Annotated in this window: 18 protein-coding genes; 8 read left to right on the forward strand and 10 right to left on the reverse strand. The window is 71.4% G+C overall.

All coding sequences use genetic code 11. From position 1 onward, the window contains the following. Positions 1 to 16: 16 nt before the first annotated feature. Positions 17 to 625, forward strand: a complete 609-nt coding sequence (locus tag IE226_RS10990; protein ID WP_190080887.1) for a hypothetical protein — start codon at positions 17 to 19, stop codon at positions 623 to 625. On the opposite strand, the gene IE226_RS10995 is transcribed toward IE226_RS10990, so the two are convergent. Continuing rightward, on the reverse strand, positions 561 to 1,391 hold the full coding sequence (locus tag IE226_RS10995) for an inositol monophosphatase family protein (protein ID WP_190080888.1): 831 nt from the start codon (positions 1,389 to 1,391) through the stop codon (positions 561 to 563). The genes IE226_RS10990 and IE226_RS10995 overlap by 65 nt on opposite strands. A gap of 227 nt (positions 1,392 to 1,618) precedes the next feature. On the opposite strand from IE226_RS10995, the gene IE226_RS11000 reads away from it, so the two are divergent. Both IE226_RS11000 and IE226_RS11005 read left to right on the forward strand, forming a co-directional pair. Further along, positions 1,619 to 2,713 (forward strand): baeRF3 domain-containing protein, encoded by a 1,095-nt coding sequence (locus tag IE226_RS11000; RefSeq protein ID WP_190080889.1) that lies wholly within the window; start codon positions 1,619 to 1,621, stop codon positions 2,711 to 2,713. A gap of 61 nt (positions 2,714 to 2,774) precedes the next feature. Beyond that, positions 2,775 to 3,416: a hypothetical protein gene (locus IE226_RS11005; protein ID WP_190080890.1), complete on the forward strand. Its 642-nt coding sequence runs from the start codon at positions 2,775 to 2,777 to the stop codon at positions 3,414 to 3,416. Between the two features lie 21 nt (positions 3,417 to 3,437). Here the strand turns inward: IE226_RS11005 and IE226_RS11010 are convergent, their stop codons facing one another. Both IE226_RS11010 and IE226_RS11015 read right to left on the reverse strand, forming a co-directional pair. After that, complete coding sequence (locus IE226_RS11010; protein WP_190080891.1) at positions 3,438 to 4,709, reverse strand: arginine deiminase; 1,272 nt, start codon at positions 4,707 to 4,709, stop codon at positions 3,438 to 3,440. Between the two features lie 73 nt (positions 4,710 to 4,782). Then, positions 4,783 to 6,246 (reverse strand): basic amino acid/polyamine antiporter, encoded by a 1,464-nt coding sequence (locus IE226_RS11015; protein WP_190080892.1) that lies wholly within the window; start codon positions 6,244 to 6,246, stop codon positions 4,783 to 4,785. 103 nt (positions 6,247 to 6,349) lie between these two features. Between IE226_RS11015 and lplAB the strand changes: the two genes are divergently transcribed. After that, positions 6,350 to 7,405 carry a lipoate-protein ligase LplAB gene (lplAB, locus tag IE226_RS11020; protein WP_190080893.1) on the forward strand — a complete coding sequence of 352 codons (1,056 nt, stop codon included), beginning with the start codon at positions 6,350 to 6,352 and terminating at the stop codon, positions 7,403 to 7,405. On the opposite strand, the gene IE226_RS11025 is transcribed toward lplAB, so the two are convergent. Genes IE226_RS11025 through IE226_RS11035 form a run of 3 tightly spaced genes read right to left on the reverse strand, consistent with a single transcriptional unit; the run spans position 7,371 to position 10,023 of the window. Further along, positions 7,371 to 8,120, reverse strand: coding sequence for a DUF4232 domain-containing protein (locus tag IE226_RS11025; RefSeq protein ID WP_229870748.1), 750 nt, complete (start codon positions 8,118 to 8,120; stop codon positions 7,371 to 7,373). The two genes, lplAB and IE226_RS11025, sit on opposite strands and share 35 nt — an antisense overlap. Positions 8,121 to 8,161: 41 nt before the next feature. Next, on the reverse strand, positions 8,162 to 8,830 hold the full coding sequence (locus IE226_RS11030; RefSeq protein ID WP_190080894.1) for a response regulator: 669 nt from the start codon (positions 8,828 to 8,830) through the stop codon (positions 8,162 to 8,164). Next, entirely contained in the window at positions 8,827 to 10,023 is a 1,197-nt protein-coding gene (locus IE226_RS11035; RefSeq protein ID WP_190081011.1) for a sensor histidine kinase, read from the reverse strand. Before IE226_RS11035 ends, IE226_RS11030 begins: the two co-directional genes overlap by 4 nt. A gap of 301 nt (positions 10,024 to 10,324) precedes the next feature. Between IE226_RS11035 and IE226_RS11040 the strand changes: the two genes are divergently transcribed. Together IE226_RS11040 and IE226_RS11045 are read left to right on the forward strand one after the other, a co-directional pair. Continuing rightward, entirely contained in the window at positions 10,325 to 11,401 is a 1,077-nt protein-coding gene (locus IE226_RS11040; RefSeq protein ID WP_190080895.1) for a carboxymuconolactone decarboxylase family protein, read from the forward strand. Beyond that, complete coding sequence (locus IE226_RS11045) at positions 11,398 to 12,318, forward strand: class I SAM-dependent methyltransferase (RefSeq protein WP_190080896.1); 921 nt, start codon at positions 11,398 to 11,400, stop codon at positions 12,316 to 12,318. Before IE226_RS11040 ends, IE226_RS11045 begins: the two co-directional genes overlap by 4 nt. Here the strand turns inward: IE226_RS11045 and IE226_RS11050 are convergent. Further along, a complete protein-coding gene (locus tag IE226_RS11050; RefSeq protein WP_190080897.1) occupies positions 12,315 to 13,868 on the reverse strand; it encodes an NCS1 family nucleobase:cation symporter-1 in 1,554 nt (517 codons plus the stop codon). The two genes, IE226_RS11045 and IE226_RS11050, sit on opposite strands and share 4 nt — an antisense overlap. 437 nt (positions 13,869 to 14,305) lie before the next feature. Here IE226_RS11050 and IE226_RS11055 point away from each other — a divergent pair, with 437 nt between their 5' ends. Both IE226_RS11055 and IE226_RS11060 read left to right on the forward strand, forming a co-directional pair. Next, the gene (locus IE226_RS11055; RefSeq protein ID WP_190080898.1) at positions 14,306 to 14,821 is read left to right on the forward strand and encodes an NfeD C-terminal domain-containing protein; all 516 of its coding nucleotides are present in this window, start codon (positions 14,306 to 14,308) and stop codon (positions 14,819 to 14,821) included. Between the two features lie 130 nt (positions 14,822 to 14,951). Beyond that, positions 14,952 to 16,388, forward strand: coding sequence for a flotillin family protein (locus IE226_RS11060; protein WP_190080899.1), 1,437 nt, complete (start codon positions 14,952 to 14,954; stop codon positions 16,386 to 16,388). A gap of 50 nt (positions 16,389 to 16,438) precedes the next feature. Here IE226_RS11060 and IE226_RS11065 read toward each other — a convergent pair whose 3' ends face one another. The 3 genes from IE226_RS11065 to sigJ all read right to left on the reverse strand — a co-directional run bounded on the left by IE226_RS11065 (position 16,439) and on the right by sigJ (position 18,909). Then, positions 16,439 to 17,494 carry a PucR family transcriptional regulator gene (locus IE226_RS11065; protein ID WP_190080900.1) on the reverse strand — a complete coding sequence of 352 codons (1,056 nt, stop codon included), beginning with the start codon at positions 17,492 to 17,494 and terminating at the stop codon, positions 16,439 to 16,441. 138 nt (positions 17,495 to 17,632) lie between these two features. Then, entirely contained in the window at positions 17,633 to 17,860 is a 228-nt protein-coding gene (locus IE226_RS11070) for a hypothetical protein (RefSeq protein WP_190080901.1), read from the reverse strand. A gap of 113 nt (positions 17,861 to 17,973) precedes the next feature. Beyond that, positions 17,974 to 18,909, reverse strand: coding sequence for an RNA polymerase sigma factor SigJ (sigJ, locus tag IE226_RS11075; RefSeq protein WP_190080902.1), 936 nt, complete (start codon positions 18,907 to 18,909; stop codon positions 17,974 to 17,976). Positions 18,910 to 19,066: the final 157 nt, after the last annotated feature.

A 19,066-nucleotide genomic window follows, 5' to 3' on the forward strand; every position in this document is an offset into this window, starting at 1 on the left:
GGGTAGCCTCTGACGGGTGACGTATTGGTGGCACCGCGCCGACGCGGGCTCGGACGACTGGTTCGAGACGGGCGAGGACGCGATCGCCGTACGTCAGGCGTCCTTCCGCGGGCCGGAGGGGGGCGGCGGCCGGGCTTCCGTGGCGGCGGCGCGCTCCGAACTGGCCTGGGCCCGCGACAAGTTCGAGCTCCTCGGCGCGCAGCTGTACGAGGCGACGTACGGTGCGCTGCTCGACGGCCCCGTCAGCGGCGGGGAGCCGGTCTCCGAAGCGGAGTTCGAGGACGCGTGGCAGCGTGCCCGGCACAGCCGGAACACCACGGCTCCGGAACCGGGCGGCCCGCTCCCGCGGGGCACCCGTCTGACGGGCACGGTCAGCGTCCTGCCGTGGGGGCCGGGGCGGGTCGGGCTCTTTGTCGACCCGGGGCTGCCGGTCATCGGTTTCGTCGACTTGCCGCACCTTCCGTTCGACCCCGCGGACTGGCCGGACGTCGGCACCGTCGCGGAGTTCGAGGTCACCGCCGTACGCTTCCGCCTCGAACCGGCGCGCAGTGCCCCGCAGATCAGACTGCGGCCGACAGCAACTCCACCACCCGGTCTGCCGTGGCCGCGTCCCGGGCGGCCGTGAACGGCAGCGCGTTCCCGCCCTCGATACGGAAGGGCTCCCCGGAGACGGTCAGATTGCTGCCCCCGGCCTCCGCGACGAGCAGCAGCCCCGCCGCGTGGTCCCAGGCGAGCTCCCAGGAGAACGCGACCGCGTCCAGCTTGCCCCTGGCGATGGCCAGGTACTCCAGTCCCGCCGAACCGCAGGGCCGCGGTGCGACGCCGTCGGTCCGAAGGCCGAGGAGCGCGCGCTTCTGCTCGGGCGTGGTGTAGTCCGGGTGGGAGGTCGCCACTTCGAGGATTTCGCCGGGCGCACCGGCCACCAGGCGCTCGCCGTCCAGCCACGCGCCCTTGCCGCGCACCGCCACGGCCATCTCGTCGAGCGCGGGGGCATACGTCCAGGAGGCGTGCACCTCTCCGCGCCAGCTCAGCGCGATCAGCATGCAGAACCCGGGGTCGCCGTGCACGAACTGCCGGGTGCCGTCGACCGGGTCGACGATCCAGACCGGCGCGTCGGTGCGTATCGCGTCGTACGTCGAGGGGTCCGCGTGCACCGCTTCCTCGCCCACGACGACCGAGCCCGGCAGCAGGGTGGTGAGTGCTTCCGTCAGGTTTTCCTCGGCGAGCCGGTCGGCCACCGTCACGAGGTCGTGCGGACCGCTCTTCTGGATGACGTCGTCTTCGGCGAGCTGCCGGAACCGCGGCATGACCTCCGCCGCGGCGGCCTTGCGGAGTGCTTCTTCGACGTCCGGGACGCCTCGTACAAGAAAGTCTTCGATCGCTTCGATCATGCCTCCATGAGAGCACGCCGAACTGACAATCCGTGCGGCCCGGCGGTACAGGCCATGGAATCGAGATGAATCCCCCGTTAACCACCCGACCCCTCCCTGCCGGCGTCCAAATGACCCGTTCCGGGTGAAGTGCCCCGGCCCCGGAACCGTCATAGGGTGGATTTCATGGCGTAATGCCCTCTTCGGAGGCCCTTTGTGCGCCGCCCCGTCCCGAAAGGGTCACTTCCATGCATCCCTCCCTCAACCCGGCCGCGCTGGCCGGGCTGCGCCGTCCGCGCCCCTATCCCGCCGTCACGGTCCTGCTGCCCACCCACCGCAGAGAGCCGGACAACGCCCAGGACCCGGTGCGGCTGCGCAATCTCGTCCACGAGGCCAAGGAACGCCTGAAGTCCGATCCGGCCGTGGCCAGGGAGCAGCGGATCGAGGTGGCCCGGCAGCTGGACCGGGCGGTGGCGGAGATCGACCTCGTGCACGCCGAGGACGGGCTCGCCGTCTTCGCGGCCCGCGGCGAGCACCAGGTGTGGTCGCTGGCGAGGACGGTGCCTTCGAGGGTGGTGCTCTCGGACACCTTCCTCACGCGCAACGTCGTCGCGGCACAGGCGGCCGAGCGCCCCTACTGGGTGCTCGCCGTCTCGGCCGACCGCGTCTCGCTGTGGAGCGGCACCGCGACGCGGGTCACCGAGCACGAGGCGGACGGATTTCCGCTGACCAGGAGCCGCGACGACCAGGACGCCGAGCGCAAGGAGCGGATCGGCGACGTGCCGAGCACCTTCCGCGACGAGCAGACCCGCAGGTTCCTGCGCGAGGCGGACGGCGCCGCGGCCGGTGTGCTCCGCTCACATCCGCGCCCTCTGTTCGTGGCCGGGGAGGCCGCCGCGCTTTCCCTGCTCGACGAGGTCGGGGCGGTCGGCAAGGAGGGCACGCCCGTACCGCACGGCGGCCTCGCGCACGGCCCCGCGGACGCGGTGTGGCAGGCGGTACGCCCCTTCCTCGCGGCCGGCGACAGGGCCGGGCTCGATGCCGTGCTGCATGAGCTGGACGCGGCGCAGGGCCGGCGTCAGTACGCCGCCGGTCTCGACGAGGTCTGGCAGAACGTGACGACGGACCGCGTCCGCTTCCTCGCCGTGGAGGACACCTACCGGGCGACCGTGCGTGACGACGGCGGCCATCTGGTGCCCGCCGACCCGGACGATCTGGACGCGGTGGACGACGTGGTCGACGACATCGTCGAGCGGGCCCTGGACACCGGCGCACAGGTCCGCTTCGTACCCGGGGACACGCTTGCCGACCGGGGCCGGATCGCCTGCGTCCTGCGGTACTGACGTCAGCCAGCCCCCCGACCACAAGCAGCAGGGATCAGCAGCAGGGAAAGGACCGCTCCGAATGAACCCCACGCCGCACAGCAGAAACCGGCGCTCCGCGCGCCGCGGGCCCGCGGTGTCCGCCGCGCTCACCCTCGCCGCCTCGGTGACGGTCGCCGCCGCCCTCGTGTCGTGCGGCAGCGACAGCGACGGGCCGTCGTCCGAGGGCAGCCGGACATCGGCCCCCGACGCGTCGTCGTTCTCGGAGAAGACCGCTTCTCCGCTGAAGTCGAAGGCCTCCGAGGCAGCCGAGTCCGCCCGTTCCTCGGCGTCCGAGGCGGAGGCTTCCGCATCGGAGCGCGCGGACGAGTACGAGGCGTCCGTGTCCGCCGACACCGAGCGGGCCAACCAGGCCGCCGAGAAAGCCCTGAAGGACGTCACCGGGCGGGGCAACGCGATGTCCGACGTCTCCATGACGGGCAAGCCGCGCTCCGAGACCGGCGGCGTGCTCGCCTCGGTGGTGACCTTCACCAACAGGACCGACAAGACGGCGGACTTCGCCGTGCGGGTCGACTTCAGGAACTCCTCCGGCAAGACCGTGGAGACCCGCTACATCGGCACGGAGAACCTCGAACCGGGCAAGCGGGCCCAGCGGTACGCCATCAGCCACGAACCCCCGGAGCCGAAGCTCTCCGCGCATCTGGTCAAGGCCCAGCGGTACTGACCCGCTCAGGCTCCCGGCGTCTCAGAAGTCCACGGCGTCGCGGACGAGCGGGCACGTCATGCAGTGCCCGCCGCCGCGGCCCCGGCCGAGTTCGGCGCCGACGATGGTGATCACCTCGACGCCCGCCTTGCGCAGCAGGGTGTTGGTCTGGGTGTTGCGGTCGTAGGTGAAGACGACACCCGGCTCCAGGGCGACGGCGTTGTTGCCGCTGTCCCACTGCTGCCGCTCGGAGGCGTAGACGTCGCCGCCCGTCTCGATGACGCGCAGGTCGGGCAGGCCGAGTGACGTGGCGACCACCTCGACGAACGTACGCGAACCCTCGTCCGTGATCTCGACGCCGACCGGCTTGTCGCTGGGCCGCAGGGTGAAGGAGTGCACGGCGTCCATGATCTTCGGGTAGAGCGTGACGATGTCCCGGTCGGCGAAGGTGAAGACGGTGTCGAGGTGCATGGCGGACCGGAGTTTGGGCATGCCGGCGACGATGACCCGCTCGGCCGCGCCGTTCTTGAACAGTTCCGCGGCGACCTGGGTGATGGCCTGGCGCGAGGTGCGCTCGCTCATGCCCATCAGGACGACGCCGTTACCGACGGGCATGATGTCGCCGCCCTCGAACGTCGCCTGCCCCCAGTCGAGTTCGGGGTCGCCCCACCACACCGTGGCGCCCTTGAAGTCGGGATGGAACTCGTAGACGGCCTTCATCAGAAGCGTCTCGTCGTGCCGGGCCGGCCAGTACAGCGGATTGAGCGTGACGCCCCCGTACAGCCAGCACGTCGTGTCGCGGGTGTAGAGAGTGTTCGGCAGCGGCGGCATCAGATATTCGCGTACGCCGGTGGATTCGCGTACGAGAGCGACGTAGCCGGAGCGGAACTCGTCCGGCAGATCCGCGGTGGCCAGCCCCCCGATGAGGTACTCGGCGAGCTGCCGGGGTTCGAGGGTGTCCAGGAAGGCGCGGGTGTTGTCGAGGAGCCCGAGGCCGACCTCGTTCGCGGTGATCTTCCGGTCGAGGAGCCAGTCCTTCGCGCCCGGGACCGCCATGGTCTGGGCGAGCAGCTCGTGCAGTTCGAGCACCTCGACGCCGCGCTGCTGGAGCTTGATGACGAAGTCGGCGTGGTCGCGCTGGGCGTTCTCCACCCACATGACGTCGTCGAAGAGCAGGTCGTCGGCGTTGGTGGGGGTCAGTCTGCGGTGGGCGAGTCCGGGCGCGCAGACCAGTACCTTGCGCAGCCTGCCGACCTCGGAGTGGACGCCGAACGTCGGTGCGGCGGGGGTGTCGGGGCTGTCGGGGCTTGTCACGGTGCGCCTTTCGTCGGTCGGTACCACGGGGGCCGGGTGTCGGGGGCCTGGTGTCGGGGGCGGTCAGAGGCGGTCAGAGCTGGATCCAGCCCGCCGAGAGAGCGATCACGCCCACCACGGCGCCCGCGATCGAGACCACGCAGATGACGGCCTCGCGCGGGGAGAACAGGCGCCGGTTCTGTTCGCGCCGGGCCTTGATGAACAGGAGCGTCGCGGGGGCGTAGAGGATGAAGGAGACCAGGACGAACTTGAGCCCCGCGGCGTACAGCAGGAACGCCGTGTAGAGCACGGCGATGACCGCGATGACCAGTTCCCCGCGGGTGCTCTGCCCGGCGACCGCCGGGTCCCGGCGTCCTGCCCCGAGGGCGATCTTGACGGCGAAACCGGCCGCCAGCAGGAACGGGATGAGGCTCAGCGCACTGGTCAGGTCGAGCGCGAAGTTGAACGCGTCGTCGGAGAACATCGTGACGATCAGGACGACCTGGCTGAGCGCGGTGGTCATCAGGAGCGCGGGGACGGGAACGTCCTCGGAGGTGGCCTTGCGCAGGAAGCGGGGCATGTCGTCGTCCTTCGCGGCGACGAAGAGCACTTCCGCGGCCATCAGCGTCCAGGCGAGGTAGGCGCCGAGCACGGAGACGATGAGGCCGACGCTGACGAAGACCTTGCCCCAGGTTCCGACGGCCTCTTCCAGGACGCCCGCCATGGACGGCTGGCGCAGCTCGGCGATCTCCGCCATCGGCATGATCCCGTACGACACGATGGTGACGGAGGCGAAGACGGCGAAGACGCTGAGGAAGCCCAGGACCGTGGCCCGGCCGACGTCCTCGCGGCGCTTGGCGTGCCGGGAGTAGACGCTCGCGCCCTCGACCCCGAGGAAGACGAAGACGGTGGCCAGCATGGTGCCGCGCACCTGGTTGAAGAGCGATCCCGCGTAGTCCGCGCCGCCGAAGTTGTCGGCGAACACGGACGGCTCGAAGAAGAAGAGCGCCAGGATCACGAAGACGAGGATGGGCACGATCTTGGCGACGGTCACGATCCTGTTGATCGCCGCGGCTTCCTTCACCCCGCGGCGGATCAGCAGGAAGAACGCCCACAGGCCGAACGAGGAGAGGACGACCGCGATGAGGGTGTCGCCGTCGCCGAGGCTCGGCCAGATGGCGCCGACGGTCGACATGATGAGCACCCAGTAGGTGACGTTGCCGACGCAGGCGCTCGCCCAGTACCCGAAGGCGGAGAAGAAGCCGAGGTACTCGCCGAACCCCGCCTTCGCGTAGGCGTAGACACCGGCGTCCAGATCGGGTCTGCGGACGGCGAGGGTCTGGAAGACGAACGCGAGCATGAGCATGCCCGCACCGGCGATGGCCCAGGCGATCAGCGCGCCCGCGACGCCGGTCTCCTGGGCGAACCGGCGCGGCAGCGAGAACACGCCCGCGCCGACCATCGAGCCGACGACCATCGTCGTCAGCGTCATGAGCGTCAGTTTGACGGCCGGTGACGCGCCGGCGGTGGCCTGGTCACTCGTCTCAGCGTGGCTCATGCGGTCCCCTGTGCGGGAATTCATCCCTGGTGGGCAGAGTTGTCCTGTTATGAAATCGCAGGCTGAGGGTGTCCGCGATTCGGCCGCGTCCGGAGGAAGCACAGTGCACGGTGAGTACAAGGTCCCGGGCGGCAAGCTCGTCGTCGTGGACCTGGAGGTCGAGGACGGCGCGCTGCGGCACGTGCGGGTGGCGGGGGACTTCTTCCTCGAACCGGACGAGGCGTTCGACGCCCTGAGCCACGCCCTGGAGGGCGCCCCCGCGGACACCGACGCGGCGGGCCTCGCCGCTCGTATCGACGCGGCGCTCCCGCAGGGCACCGTCCTCTACGGGCTCACCTCGGAGGGCGTGGGCGTCGCCGTACGCCGCGCCCTCGCGCACGCCACCGACTGGACGGACTACGACTGGCAGCTGATCCATGAGGCTCCCCAGTCGCCCGCGCTGCTCATGGCCCTGGACGAGGTGCTGACCGAGGAGGTCGCCGCCGGGCGGCGCCCGCCGACGCTGCGTGTGTGGGAGTGGGAGTCCCCGGCGGTGGTCATCGGCAGCTTCCAGTCGCTGCGCAACGAAGTGGACCCGGCGGGCACCGAGCGGCACGGCGTGCAGGTGGTGCGGCGGATCAGCGGCGGCGGTGCCATGTTCTGCGAGCCGGGCAACGCCATCACGTACTCCCTGTCCGTCCCGGACTCCCTCGTGCAGGGCCTCTCCTTCGCCGACAGTTACGCCTATCTGGACGACTGGGTGCTCGAAGCCCTCGGCGACATGGGCATCAAGGCGTGGTACCAACCGCTGAACGACATCGCCACCGACGCGGGCAAGGTCGCGGGCGCCGCCCAGAAGCGGGTCGTGGGCGGGCACGGCGCCGTGCTGCACCACGTGACCATGTCGTACGACATCGACGCGGAGAAGATGGTGGAGGTGCTCCGCATCGGCCGCGAGAAGCTCTCCGACAAGGGCACGAGGAGTGCGAAGAAGCGTGTGGACCCGCTGCGGCGCCAGACGGGACTGCCCCGCGAGGCCGTGATCGAGCGGATGCTCGACTCCTTCCGCACGCGGTACGGCCTGTCGGCGGGCAAGGTCACGGACGGGGAGATGGCCAGGGCGCGGGAGCTCGCCCGGACGAAGTTCAGCTCCCCGGAGTGGACGGCGCGGGTGCCGTAGGCCGGGAGGGGGCCGTGTCGTCCGCGGGCTCCCGCTGCCAGGCGGTGGTGCCGATACGGCCCGTGTTGCCGAGGTCGATGCGGCCCTGCGGGGTCACGGTCCCGGAGCGGGCGCCCGGCACCGGCGTGACCTTGAGGTAGGTGCCGCTGACGGCGGTGGTGGTCGTGTCGGTGACGGTGTTGCGCCAGACGAGCACGGTGTAGGCCGCCTCGCCCGTCTTGAGCGAGACGGAGTGGTCGGGGCCGGGGTCATCGTCCCTGGTCATGATGGGCGCGGTGCCTTCGAGGATCTGTACGTCGAGGGGTTCGCGGTGCTCGTCGAGGACCCGCAGCTTCGGGTAGCCCTTCAGGCGATAGGTGTCCTTGCCGCAGTTGGTCAAGGTCACGCTCATCGCGCGCAGGCCCATGGCGGCGTCGACCATGCCCGGCTCGATGCGGACCCCGCTCGCGGGGCAGGAAGGCGAAGGCACGTCGGGCACTTCGCCCGGCCCCATCTCCGCGGACGCCTCCGTCGTCGGGACCGGATCGGCGGAGTCGGACCGGCCGCCAGCCGCATCGGACCGCCCGCCCTGCGCGGGCGCGGTACGCCCGGGATCGCCCTCCCGCTCCAGCTCCTCCGAGAGTCCGCACCCGGTGGCGAGCAGCGCCACGGCCGAGAGGACGGCCGCATGCCTGAACCGGGAGATGGATCTGCGTCTGAACGGAATGACGGTCACGCGGAGATCATGCCATGGCCACGGTTTCTCCCCATCTGACGTTACGGAATCGCGCTGCGGGCCGCGACAAGCCCCGACTCGTAGGCGAAGACGACCAGTTGGGCCCGGTCGCGCGCGCCGAGCTTCGTCATCGCCCGGCTCACATGCGTCTTCGCCGTGAACGGGCTGATCACCATGTGCTCGGCGATCTCCTCGTTCGTCAGGCCTCGCGCGGCAAGGGCGGTGACCTCCCGCTCCCGGCGGGTGAGGCTCTCCAGGCCGGGCGCGGTGGCCCGGTCCGGGGGCCGCGAGACGAACTCACCGATCAGTCGGCTGGTCACCGAGGGCGAGAGCAGGGAGTCCCCGCGCGCGACGATCTCGATGCCCTGCAACAGGTCGGCGGGCTCCGTGTCCTTGAGCAGAAACCCGCTCGCGCCGGCCCGCAGGGCGTCGAAGACGTACTCGTCGAGGCCGTAGTTGGTGAGGATCACGACGCGCACCCCGCGAAGACGCGGGTCGGCGGCGATCAGGCGTGTCGCCTCGATGCCGGTCATCACCGGCATCTGTACGTCTATGAGCACCACGTCCGGCACGCACTCCCGCACGAGAGCGACCCCGTGCTCCCCGTCAGCGGCCTCCCCCACCACCTCGATACCGTCCTCGGCCTCGAGCAGCGCCCTGAACCCGGCCCGCATCAACGCCTGATCGTCGACGAGCACCACCCGGATCATGCGCCCTCCCTCGAATGCGCGACTTCAGCGGCCGACCCGGTCTCCGGGGGCGGCCCCTCCCGCCCGTCCGCCTCCCCGCCCGGAAAACCCGCGCCCGCCAACGCGCCCTTCATCAGCGGCAGTTCAGCACACACCAGAAATCCCCCCTCGACCCGCGGCCCCGCCCGCAGTGTTCCCCCCAGGGAAGCGACGCGTTCCCGCATTCCCGTGAGTCCCGTCCCCTCCACCGGCGGCCGTCCCGCGTCGGCGGCGCCGTCGTCCTCCACCCGCACCCCCAGCACCCGCTCCCCGTAGTCGAGTCCGACCCTCACCTTGGCGGCGGCGCCCGCATGGCGCGCCGCGTTGGTGAGACCCTCCTGCACGATGCGGTACGCGGCCTGCTCCAGTTCGCCGGAGAGGGGCCGCTCCCGGCCCCGCACCGCGAGGTCCACCGCGAGCCCCGCCGCCCGCGCGCGCTCGACAAGGAGCGCCGGGCTTCCCGTCGGCTCGTCCGTGCGCAGCACCGTGAGCGTGGCGCGCAGTTCACGCATCGCCTCTCCGCTCGCCTCCTGGATGGCGAGCAGCGCGGGCGGTATCTCCTCGCCCCGTTTCCGGGCGAGGTGGACGGCGACGCCCGCCTGGAGTTTGACGATCGAGATGCTGTGCGTCAGCGAGTCGTGCAGTTCGCGTGCGATCCGCAGCCGCTCCTCGCCCGCCCTGCGCAGCGCGGCCTCCTCGCGGGTCCGCTCGGCCTCCAGGGCCCTCTGCTCGGTCTGGCGCAGATACGCCTGCCAGTTCTTGTCGGCGAGGCCCGTGACGAGGGCGCACAGGAACCAGCCGGCCAGCAGCAGTGTGCGCTGCACGACGTCGTCCGACCCCTCCCCCGCCAGGGCGAAGCCGACGAGGAAGACCCCGGCGGCAGCGGCGGCAAGGCCCCGGTGGCCCGCCCGCGCGGCCGTGTGGGCCGCCGCCACGACCGGGATCGCCGCGACGCTGCTCGCTTCCCCGTACACCACCTCGCCGAGCAGGCACGCCGTGCTGACCGCGAGCACGGCACGGGGCGCCTTGCGGTGTGCGGCGAGAGCCAGCGAACCGACGCCTATCAAGGCGTAGTCCACGAACCCCGCACCGCCGCCTCCCGGGCCCGCGGCGAGCGCGACGATCACACCCACCACGACGGCGAGCACCGCGTCCCCGACCCACGCCTGCCGCATCCGGCCCCGCACACGGTCCCGCACCCGCACCTGATCCCGCACCTGATCGCGCACGTTCACCTGCCCCGCCGCTCTGCCCCGCCCTGTCCCCGCATCCCGCACCCCGCGTCCCGAACCGGCGCATCCCCCGCCGTGTTCAGAACCATAGAGGCCGCCACTGACAACCGCGTCACCCCGGCAGACCGCTTCCGCACTACTCCCCGCGTAGTAGTCGCGGCCCCGCCCGGCCCCGGGGGCGTACCCCCGACTGCCTTCCGCCGGACGACGACCCGGGGCACCCGGCGCACCGACCATCGTGGCCATGGCAACCTACCGATACACCGATCCCGTGCTCCCGAAATCCGCGACCGGCAGGAGCGCCGAGGCCTATGCGCAGATGGCCGCAGACTTCGGCATCGCGGAGCCGGCGCCGCTCGTCGCCCTCTCCCCGGCCCCCGAACTGTTCACCGCCACCTGGGCTTTGCTCCGTGAGTCGCTGCTCGCCGGCGGCGACGACGCCTTCGGCAGCGGCGGCACCACCCGCACCGAACGCGAGCTGGTCGCCCTGGGTGTCTCGCTCGCCAACCGCTGCCCGTTCTGCGTGACCGCGCACACGATGATGCTCCACGCCACCGGTGACCACCGCGTCGCCGAGCGGGTGCTGCGCGGCGAGCAGCCCGAGGATCCCGACCAGGCACGGCTACTCGCCTGGGCACGGGCCACCCGGCCCCAGCGGGCGCCGGAGCCCGCCACACCACCGTTCCCCCGCGCGCATGCCCCGGCCCACATCGGCACGGCGCTCTCCTTCCACTTCATCAACCGCGTCGCGTCGTCGCTGATCACCGAGGACATGCTGCCGTGCAACGCGCAGCGCTTCCGGGCGGTGCGTTCGCTCGGCGGCCGGTCGCTCCAGAAGTCGGTCCGCCGCGGCTGCGCCCCCGGCGAATCGCTGTCCTTGATCGACGATCCGCAGCCCGGACCGTCCTGGGCCGCGGGCACGCCCGTCGGTTCCGCGTACGCCGCGCTCCGTTCCGCGGCGACGACGGGCGCGGGCCTGCTCGACGAGGACGACCGGGCCCTGGTCGAGGGGACGGTGGCGGCATGGGACGGCGAGCATCCGCCGCTGACGTGGGACGCCCTGCCCGACCGTGCCTCGCGTCCGGGGGCGCGGCTCGCGCTGCTCGCCGCGCTCGCTCCGTACCGCATCACCGACGAGGACGTGGCGGCCTGGAAGAAGCCGCCGTTCAGCGACCACTGTCTGGTGCATCTGATCGCGTTCGGCGCGTTCACGGCGGTCGACCGCATAGAGAGCACCCTCGCCGCGCAGCACCAGCACCAGCACCAGCACCAGCACCAGCACCGCGCCCAGTACGCGCAACCCACCGAGGAGGCGTCATGACCGCAGCGACGAAACCGGCCCCGGATTCCTCTCAAGCGGCCGCGTGGAACGGCCCGGTGGGCACGCACTGGGCCACGCACCACGACCGCTACGACGCGATGCTCTCCGGCGTGAACGACGCCCTCTTCGAAGCCGCGGCCATCAGCGCGCGCGACCGTGTCCTGGACATCGGCTGCGGCGCCGGCGCCACCACGCGCATCGCGGCCCGCCTCGCCGCGCACGGCCACGCGGTGGGCGTCGACATCTCGGCGCCGCTCCTCGACCGCGCCCGTGCGAACACGGCGTCGGACGGCATCACGAACGCGGCGTACGAGCGGGGTGACGCGCAGATCCACCCCTTCCCCGCAGCCGGGTACGACATCGCGATCAGCCGCGGCGGGGTCATGTTCTTCGCCGACCACGCCGCCGCGTTCACGAACATCGCCCGTGCGCTGCGTCCCGGCGGGCGGCTGGCGTTCGTCTGTCCGCAGCCCGCCGACCGGGAGAGCGAGGAGTCCCGGACGCTCGGCCTTTTCGCCGAGCTCCTCGCGAAGCTTCTCGCGCAGGACGACGGCTTGGACGGGAACCCAGCGAACGTGTCACCCGAGACCGCGTCACCCCAGACCGCGTCACCCGAGGCCACATCCGAGGCCGCCGCGGCACGCACAGCGATGGCCTCCCTCTCGGACCCGGCCCGTATACACAAGGTGCTCGGCGCCTTCGAGGACGTGCGGGTGAGTCCCGTACCGGTCGAGACGGTGTGGGGCGAAACCCCCGCGGACGCCGTCGACTTCCTCCTCTCCCGCACCCCGGACCGGACGCTCGACGAGCGGAAGCGGGCCACTCTGGAGGAGGTGTTCCGGCCGTACGCGACCGAGCGCGGGGTGCGGATGCGGGCGGGGGTGTGGCTGGTGACAGCGGTGCGCCCGGCGGCCTAGGACGCCCGTCTCCGCCCTCCCCAGCCCGCGCGCCTGCCCGCCGTCATCAGCGCGACGTAGAGGACCAGGGCGGAGGTGAGCCCGATCGCCCACCCGTAGTCCGCGAGCGGCTTCAGCGGCGGGATGAGGCCGTCCTCGGGGAACGGTCCCTTCCCCGGCGCCGAGTGCGAGCCGCCCACGGCGAGCACTCCGCCGACCGCGAAGGCGGCGACGGCCCGGAGATTCCAGCCGCCCGTGTACCAGTAGCGCCCCTCGGGCCGGTATAGATCGGCGAGGTCGAGGACCGTGCGACGCACCAGCCAGTAGTCGGCGATCAGGATTCCGGCGACCGTGCCGAGCAGGCCGCCCACCACGCCGAGCCATACGAAGATGTAGAGCTCGGGGGTCTCGATCAGCTTCCAGGGAAAGATGATCACGCCCAGGACGCCGGTGATCAGGGCGCCGGTGCGGAAGTTGATGAGCTTCGGGGCGAGGTTCGCCAGGTCGTACGCGGGTGAGACCACGTTGGCCGCGATGTTCACGGAGACCGTGGCGACCAGGACCGTCAGCAGGGCATAGAGGAGGCCGAAGACGTTGTCCGCCTTGGCCGCCAGGTCGACGGGCTCCCAGATCGGCTCCCCGTAGACCGCCTGTGAGCCGGAGGTGACGAGGACGGACAGGAGCGCGAACGCGGTCATGGTGGTCGGCAGGCCGAGCGTCTGTCCCCACACCTGCGCCCGCTGCCCCTTCCCGAACCGGGTGAAGTCGGGGATGTTCAGGGACAGCGTGGACCAGAAGCCGATCATGCCCATGAGGGCGGGGAAGAACACCGGCCAGAAGTCGGCGCCCCAGCCCAGGGTGGACGGCTGGTCGAGCAGCGGGCCGAAGCCGCCCGCCTTGTCGGCGATCCACACGAGCAGCACGACGGCGCCGACGAGGACGAAGGGCGCCGCCCAGTTCTCGAAGCGCCGCAGCGCCTCCATCCCCCGGTAGATGATGGCCAGTTGGAGTGCCCAGAACAGCACGAAGCAGAGCCACAGCGGCCATGGATAGCCGCCGATCTGTGACTCGTCGCTCCATGCGCCGTCGAAGACCTTGTCGAGCAGTACGTAGATCCCCTGGCCGCCGATCCAGGTCTGGATGCCGAACCAGCCGCAGGCCACGGCGGCCCTGATCAGCGCGGGCAGGTTCGCGCCGCGCAGGCCGAAGGAGGCGCGGGCCAGGACGGGGAACGGGATGCCGTACTTGGGTCCCGCGTGTCCCGTCAGGAGCATCGGCAGGAGCACGATCACGTTGGCGGCCGCGATGGTGAAGACGGCCTGCCGCCAGTCCATGCCGAGTGCGACCAGGCCCGAGGCGAGCGTCCAGGAGGGGATGTTGTGGGCCATGCCGACCCATAGGGCGGCGAAGTTGTAGGTGCCCCAGTGGCGTTCGGCGAGCGGGATGGGCTTGAGGTCGTCGTTGGCGAAGCGGCTGTGCTCCGGGAAGGCGCCCGGGCGCAGTTCGACGCGGCCGTCGTCGGCGACGGTCTGCGAACTCTCGCCGGGTTCCGCGCCGGGTCCGAAATCCATGCCCTGGCTCCTTTACACGGGTCAACGCGCGTCAACTCAGCTCAGGTACTGGTGTTGCCGGTGGTGCCGGAGAGTGTGTGAGAGTGCGTGAGAGGTATCAGAACTGGCTCGTTCGCCGGTTTTTTCCGGACGGCGGCGCCGACAATCCTGCTCCCGATCGGCCTTATCGCGCCAGAGGCGTACCCCAACTACCTTTGCCGCCGTGATCAATCGCGGGGCGTCGCCGTACACGGGCGTCGCGGGCAATCGGCCCGCACACCCGCATCCGCACCCGCATCCGCATCCGCACCCGCACGGGATCCGCACGGGATCCGGCCACGCATAGACCGGCATCGAAAAACCGTGATGATTGCCGGTTCACGGCAATGCGGACCAACTCGCCCGCATGCGACGATCCCCACCTCACCGAGACATCCGGCAAGTGGGGAGGTGCTCCGGTGAACGTCTTTCTGGGGCTTGGCATCGCGGGCATCGCACTGCTGGTTCTCTCCCTCGTCTTCGACGGGGTTCTGGAAGGGCTCTTCGACGGCGCGGGAGTCCTCGACGGGTTCTTCGACGGGCTGCTGTCCCTGCCCGTCATTGCCGGGTTCGTGTCCATGCTCGGCTTCGGCGGTGCGATCGTGCTCGGCACGACCGGGCTCGGCGTCACCGCCGCCACCGCCATGGGGGCCGCCGTCGGTGCGGGGGCGGCCTGGCTGACCTGGAAGTTCAGCCGCGCCCTGATGCGGGATCAGACCGCGGCCACTCCGCGGGGCGATGACCTCGTGGGCACCGCGGGGGCCGTGGTCACCGCGATCCCGGCCGACGGCTACGGCGAGGTGCTGCTGCAACTGGCCGGGCAGCCGGTGAAGTTCGCCGCCAAGAGCGCCGTGGCGGTCACCCGCGGGACCGAGATCTGGGTGGAGGCGGCACTGTCGCCGACCTCGGTCGCGGTCCGCCCCGTGCAGCGCTGACCACCGCACCATCCACGTTCACACCACCCGCGTCCGCACCATCCGCGTCCGCGCCGGACGCCTGCGTACCGGACGCCTGCGTACCGACAACACCGATCTGCCGCCCCCGGGAGGCAGGGGGGAATTCACCATGAGTCCAGTCCTGACCGCCGTCATCGGAGTCGTCGTACTCCTCGTGCTGCTCGCGCTCGTCGTCGTGACCCGCTACAAGGTCGCCGGACCGAGCGAGGCCTTCATCGTGACCGGGCGGCGCGGCAAGAAATCCACCGACCCCGACACCGGCCGCGTCTTCACCGACAACAGCGGCCAGAAGGTCGTCGTGGGCGGCGGAGTCTTCGTCGTGCCGTTCGTGCAGCAGAAGTTCACGCTCGACCTCTCCTCGCGGCACATTCCCGTCGCGGTGCGCGGCGCGGTCACGCTGCGCGGCGTGAAGGCCAATCTGGAGGGTGTCGCGATCGTCAAGGTCGGCGGCACCGAGGACTCCATACGCGCCGCCGCCCAGCGGTTCCTCGCCCAGCAGGGCGGGATCGTCGGCTTCACCCAGGAAGTACTCTCCGGCGCGCTGCGCTCCATCGTGGGCCGGATGTCGGTGGAGGACATCATCCGCGACCGTGCCGCCTTCGCCGGGCAGGTCGCCGAGGAGGCCGAGGCGAGCCTGTCCGGGCAGGGCCTGGTGCTCGACGCCTTCCAGATCCAGGACATCACCACCGAGGGCTCCTACCTGGAGGACCTCGGCCGCCCCGAGGCGGCCCGCGCCCGGCAGGAGGCGGACATCGCCGAGGCCGTCGCACGCCGGACCGCCGAGCAGGCCAGGCTGAAGGCCGAGGAGGAGATCGCCGTCGCCGAGCGGACGTTCTACCTCAAGCAGGCCGAGATCAGGGCCGAGACCGATGAGGCGTCCGCCCGCGCCGGGGCCGCCGGGCCGCTCGCCGAGGCCGCCCGTCAGCAGGAAGTCCTCACCGAGCAGGAGAAGGTGGCCCAGCGGCAGGCAGCGCTGACCGACCGCGAACTGGACACCAAGATCCGCAAGCCCGCCGACGCGGCCCGCTACCAGGCCGAGCAGGAGGCCGAGGCCCGCCGCGTCTCCCTGGTCAAGCAGGCCGAGGCCGACGCCGACCGGGCCCGCCTGACCGGTGAGGGCGAGAAGGCCCGGCGCGCCGCGCTCGCCGACGCCGTACGTCTGGAGGGTGAGGCCGATGCCGCCTCGATCGGCGCAAGGGGCGCCGCGGAGGCGGAGGCGATGCGCAAGAAGGCCGACGCGTTCGCGCAGTACGGCGACGCGGCGGTGCTGCAGATGCTCGTCGAGGTCCTGCCCGCCGTGGTGGCCAAGGCGTCCGAGCCGCTCAGCGCGGTCGACAAGATGACCGTGATCTCCACGGACGGGGCGAGCACGCTCTCCCGTACGGTCGCCGACAATGTCGCCCAGGGTGTCGAACTCCTCAGCTCCACCACGGGAGTCGACCTCGCCGGGCTCCTGAAGGGCATCACCGGCGGCATGTCGTCCCCGGAACCGGCATCCGTCCCGGCGCCCGCCGGGCACAACGGCAGGATCGACGTCACCGACTGATCCGCGGCCAGCGCGGCCCGGGCGACGACGACCGCCCGGGCCGCGCCCCCTCACAGTGAGGTGCCCGGCCAGCCGAGCAGTCGTGCGCCGATGACCGCCGTCTGCAGCGTGTAGCGGTCGAGCGGGTCGGCCGGGTCGGACCCGGTGAGGGTGCGGATGCGTTCCAGGCGGTACGTCAGGGCCCGTACGCTCAGCGACAGGTGCCGGGCCGCCTTGGCCGCCACGCACCCCGTGTCGAAGTAGGCGAACAGGGTCTCGACGAGGGGTTCGGCTCCGCCCCGCGCCTCTTCCAGCGGGCCGAGCGTGTTGAGCACCAGTTCCACCAGGGCCTGCCGGTCGCGGGTGAGGACGGGGAAGACCAGCAGGTCGGCGGCGTGCAGCACGGGTTCGTCGAAGCCCATGCGCGTCGCGAGCTCCAGGGTGCTGACGGCCTCTTCGTAGCTCTGCGCGATGCCTGCCGCCCCGGGTTGGGGCCGGCCGACGGCGATGCGGCCGCCGTCGGTGGCGGCGTGCGCCCGCTTGGCGAAGTAGGCGAGGACATCGGTCTGGTCGGCGGGGGCGATGCACACCAGGCGGCCGCCCTTGGTGGTGAGCAGGATGTGCCGGTCGCCGAAGCGGGCGATCAGTTCGCTCTCCACGTCCCGCGACACGGGGTCCGTCTCGTCGTAGGCCGAGGGCCCTTCGGCGACGGCCACCGCGTGCGCGTGGGACAGGCGCAGACCGTACCGTTCAACCCGGGCCGCGAGGCGGCCCAGGTCTCCTCGTCCGTACAGCAGGTCGTCGATCAGCTCGCGACGGGCGGCCTCCTCCTGGCGTACGACCTGCCGCTGTGCGCGTTCGTAGCCTTCGGCGAAGGCGTCGATGGCTTGCTCGGCGGTGGCGAGCAGGTGGTCCGGGTCGCCGGTCGCCGGGCGGTGCACTCGGGTGGCGTTGAGGTGTTCGCGTATGAGGACGCGCCACGCGTAGCCGGCGTTGGCGGCCTGCGCGCCGAGCGCCCGGCGCGAGGTGAGTTCCTCCCGGGTCAGGCGGCGGCCGGTGGCGGCGGCCCGGGTGAGAATGTCGGCGTAGCCGTCGAGGAGCTGCTCGGGGATCTCCTGGGTGGTCATCTGCTCTCCCTGGTGGGGTCGACGGCCGGCAGACACGGCAGTGTGATGCGGGCGCGCGGCACTCGACCCGTCGGACATGCGGGCGGGCGTGACGGCAACCGGGCGCGTTCCACCGGGGTCCGAGGACTCCGGGTGGGTTCAGAGGCGCGGGCTGCTCGCTGTGCTGCCGTCGGTATCGGGCACGCTGTCGCGGGCGGAGTTGTCGATGCGTACGACCCTGGCGGCGCGCGCTTCGGCGCGGGCCCGCAAGGCACCGGCCACGGGGAGCCGGGCGGCGCGATCGCTGCGACCCATCTCCTGCCCCCGCCCGTCCGACCATCGGCGATCATCGTCGCCCGCTTGAGTGTTGAGCAACTGCTCGCTCAACAGAGCACCTTGGCTCGTTATCGTAACTTTACCGTACGACAAAGATCGCATACGAGCACTCAAGTGGCATAAGCGGCTTAATTATTGAGGGAGCCGGTCAGTGTGCGGCAGCGTCAGTACGCCGTCCAGGGCCGGAGCTTCTCGGGGTTCCGCACCGCCCAGCAGTGCGTGATCCGGTCGTCCGCGACGTCGAAGGCGAGCACCGCCGTGGTGACGCCGCCGTGCTGGACGACGAGGCCGGGCTGGCCGTTGACCGTGCGTTCCAGGATCGTCTGGCCGGGCACGTCGCCGGCCACGGCGACCAGGTAGCGCGCGATCTGCTCGCCCCCCTCGATGGGCACGGGCGCGGCGTTGACCAGTCCCCCGCCGTCGGCGAGCGCCGTGGCGTCGGGGTCGAGCAGGCCGATGAGCGCGTCGATGTTCTTGGTCTCCCACGCACGCTTGAAGTCCCTGACGATGCCGGCGCGCCGGTCCGCCGGCGTCGCGGGAGCGTGCGAGGCGCGGACGCGGCGGCGCGCCGACGAGGCCAGCTGGCGACAGGCCGCCGGACTCCGGCCGACGATCTCGGCCACTTCGGCGAAGGAGTAACGGAAGACGTCGTGCAGGATGAACGCGACCCGCTCGGCCGGGGTCATCGCCTCGAGCACGACGAGGAACGCCATGTTCACCGACTCGTCGAGAGTGACCCGGTCGGCCGGATCGGCGTTCGCGGCCCCCGGCCGCCCCGGGGCCCACTCCGCGTGGTCGGGCAGCGGCTCCGGAATCCATTCGCCCACGTAGCTCTCGCGCCGGACCCGTGCCGAGCGGAGCTGGTCGAGGCAGATGCGCCCGGCGACCTTCGTCAGCCAGCCGCCGGGGGACTCGATGGCCTCCTGCTGCCGCGGGGTCATGGCGTACCAGCGGACGTAGGCCTCCTGCACGACGTCTTCGGCATCGGCCAGGGATCCGAGGAGCCGGTAGGCGAGATTGATCAGCTGGCGCCGCTCACTCATGATCACGCTCAGGCTCGGGTCGATCCGCTCGTCTCCGGGCTCGAACTGGGTCCCCATGGTGCCACCGCTCCCTTGCCGCATCTGCCCGCGTCTGCCGTCACCCGTACGACGAGGCAGCCCGGCGGAATGTGAGGCCGGCCCGTCACTCGTGGTGCCTCTCCCGCCCCGCCTCACATTCCGCGGGGCTGCCTCGTCGGCACTGCGGGACCGGACA

The sequence above is a fragment of the Streptomyces longisporoflavus genome (genome assembly GCF_014649775.1).
Lineage (GTDB): Bacteria > Actinomycetota > Actinomycetes > Streptomycetales > Streptomycetaceae > Streptomyces > Streptomyces longisporoflavus.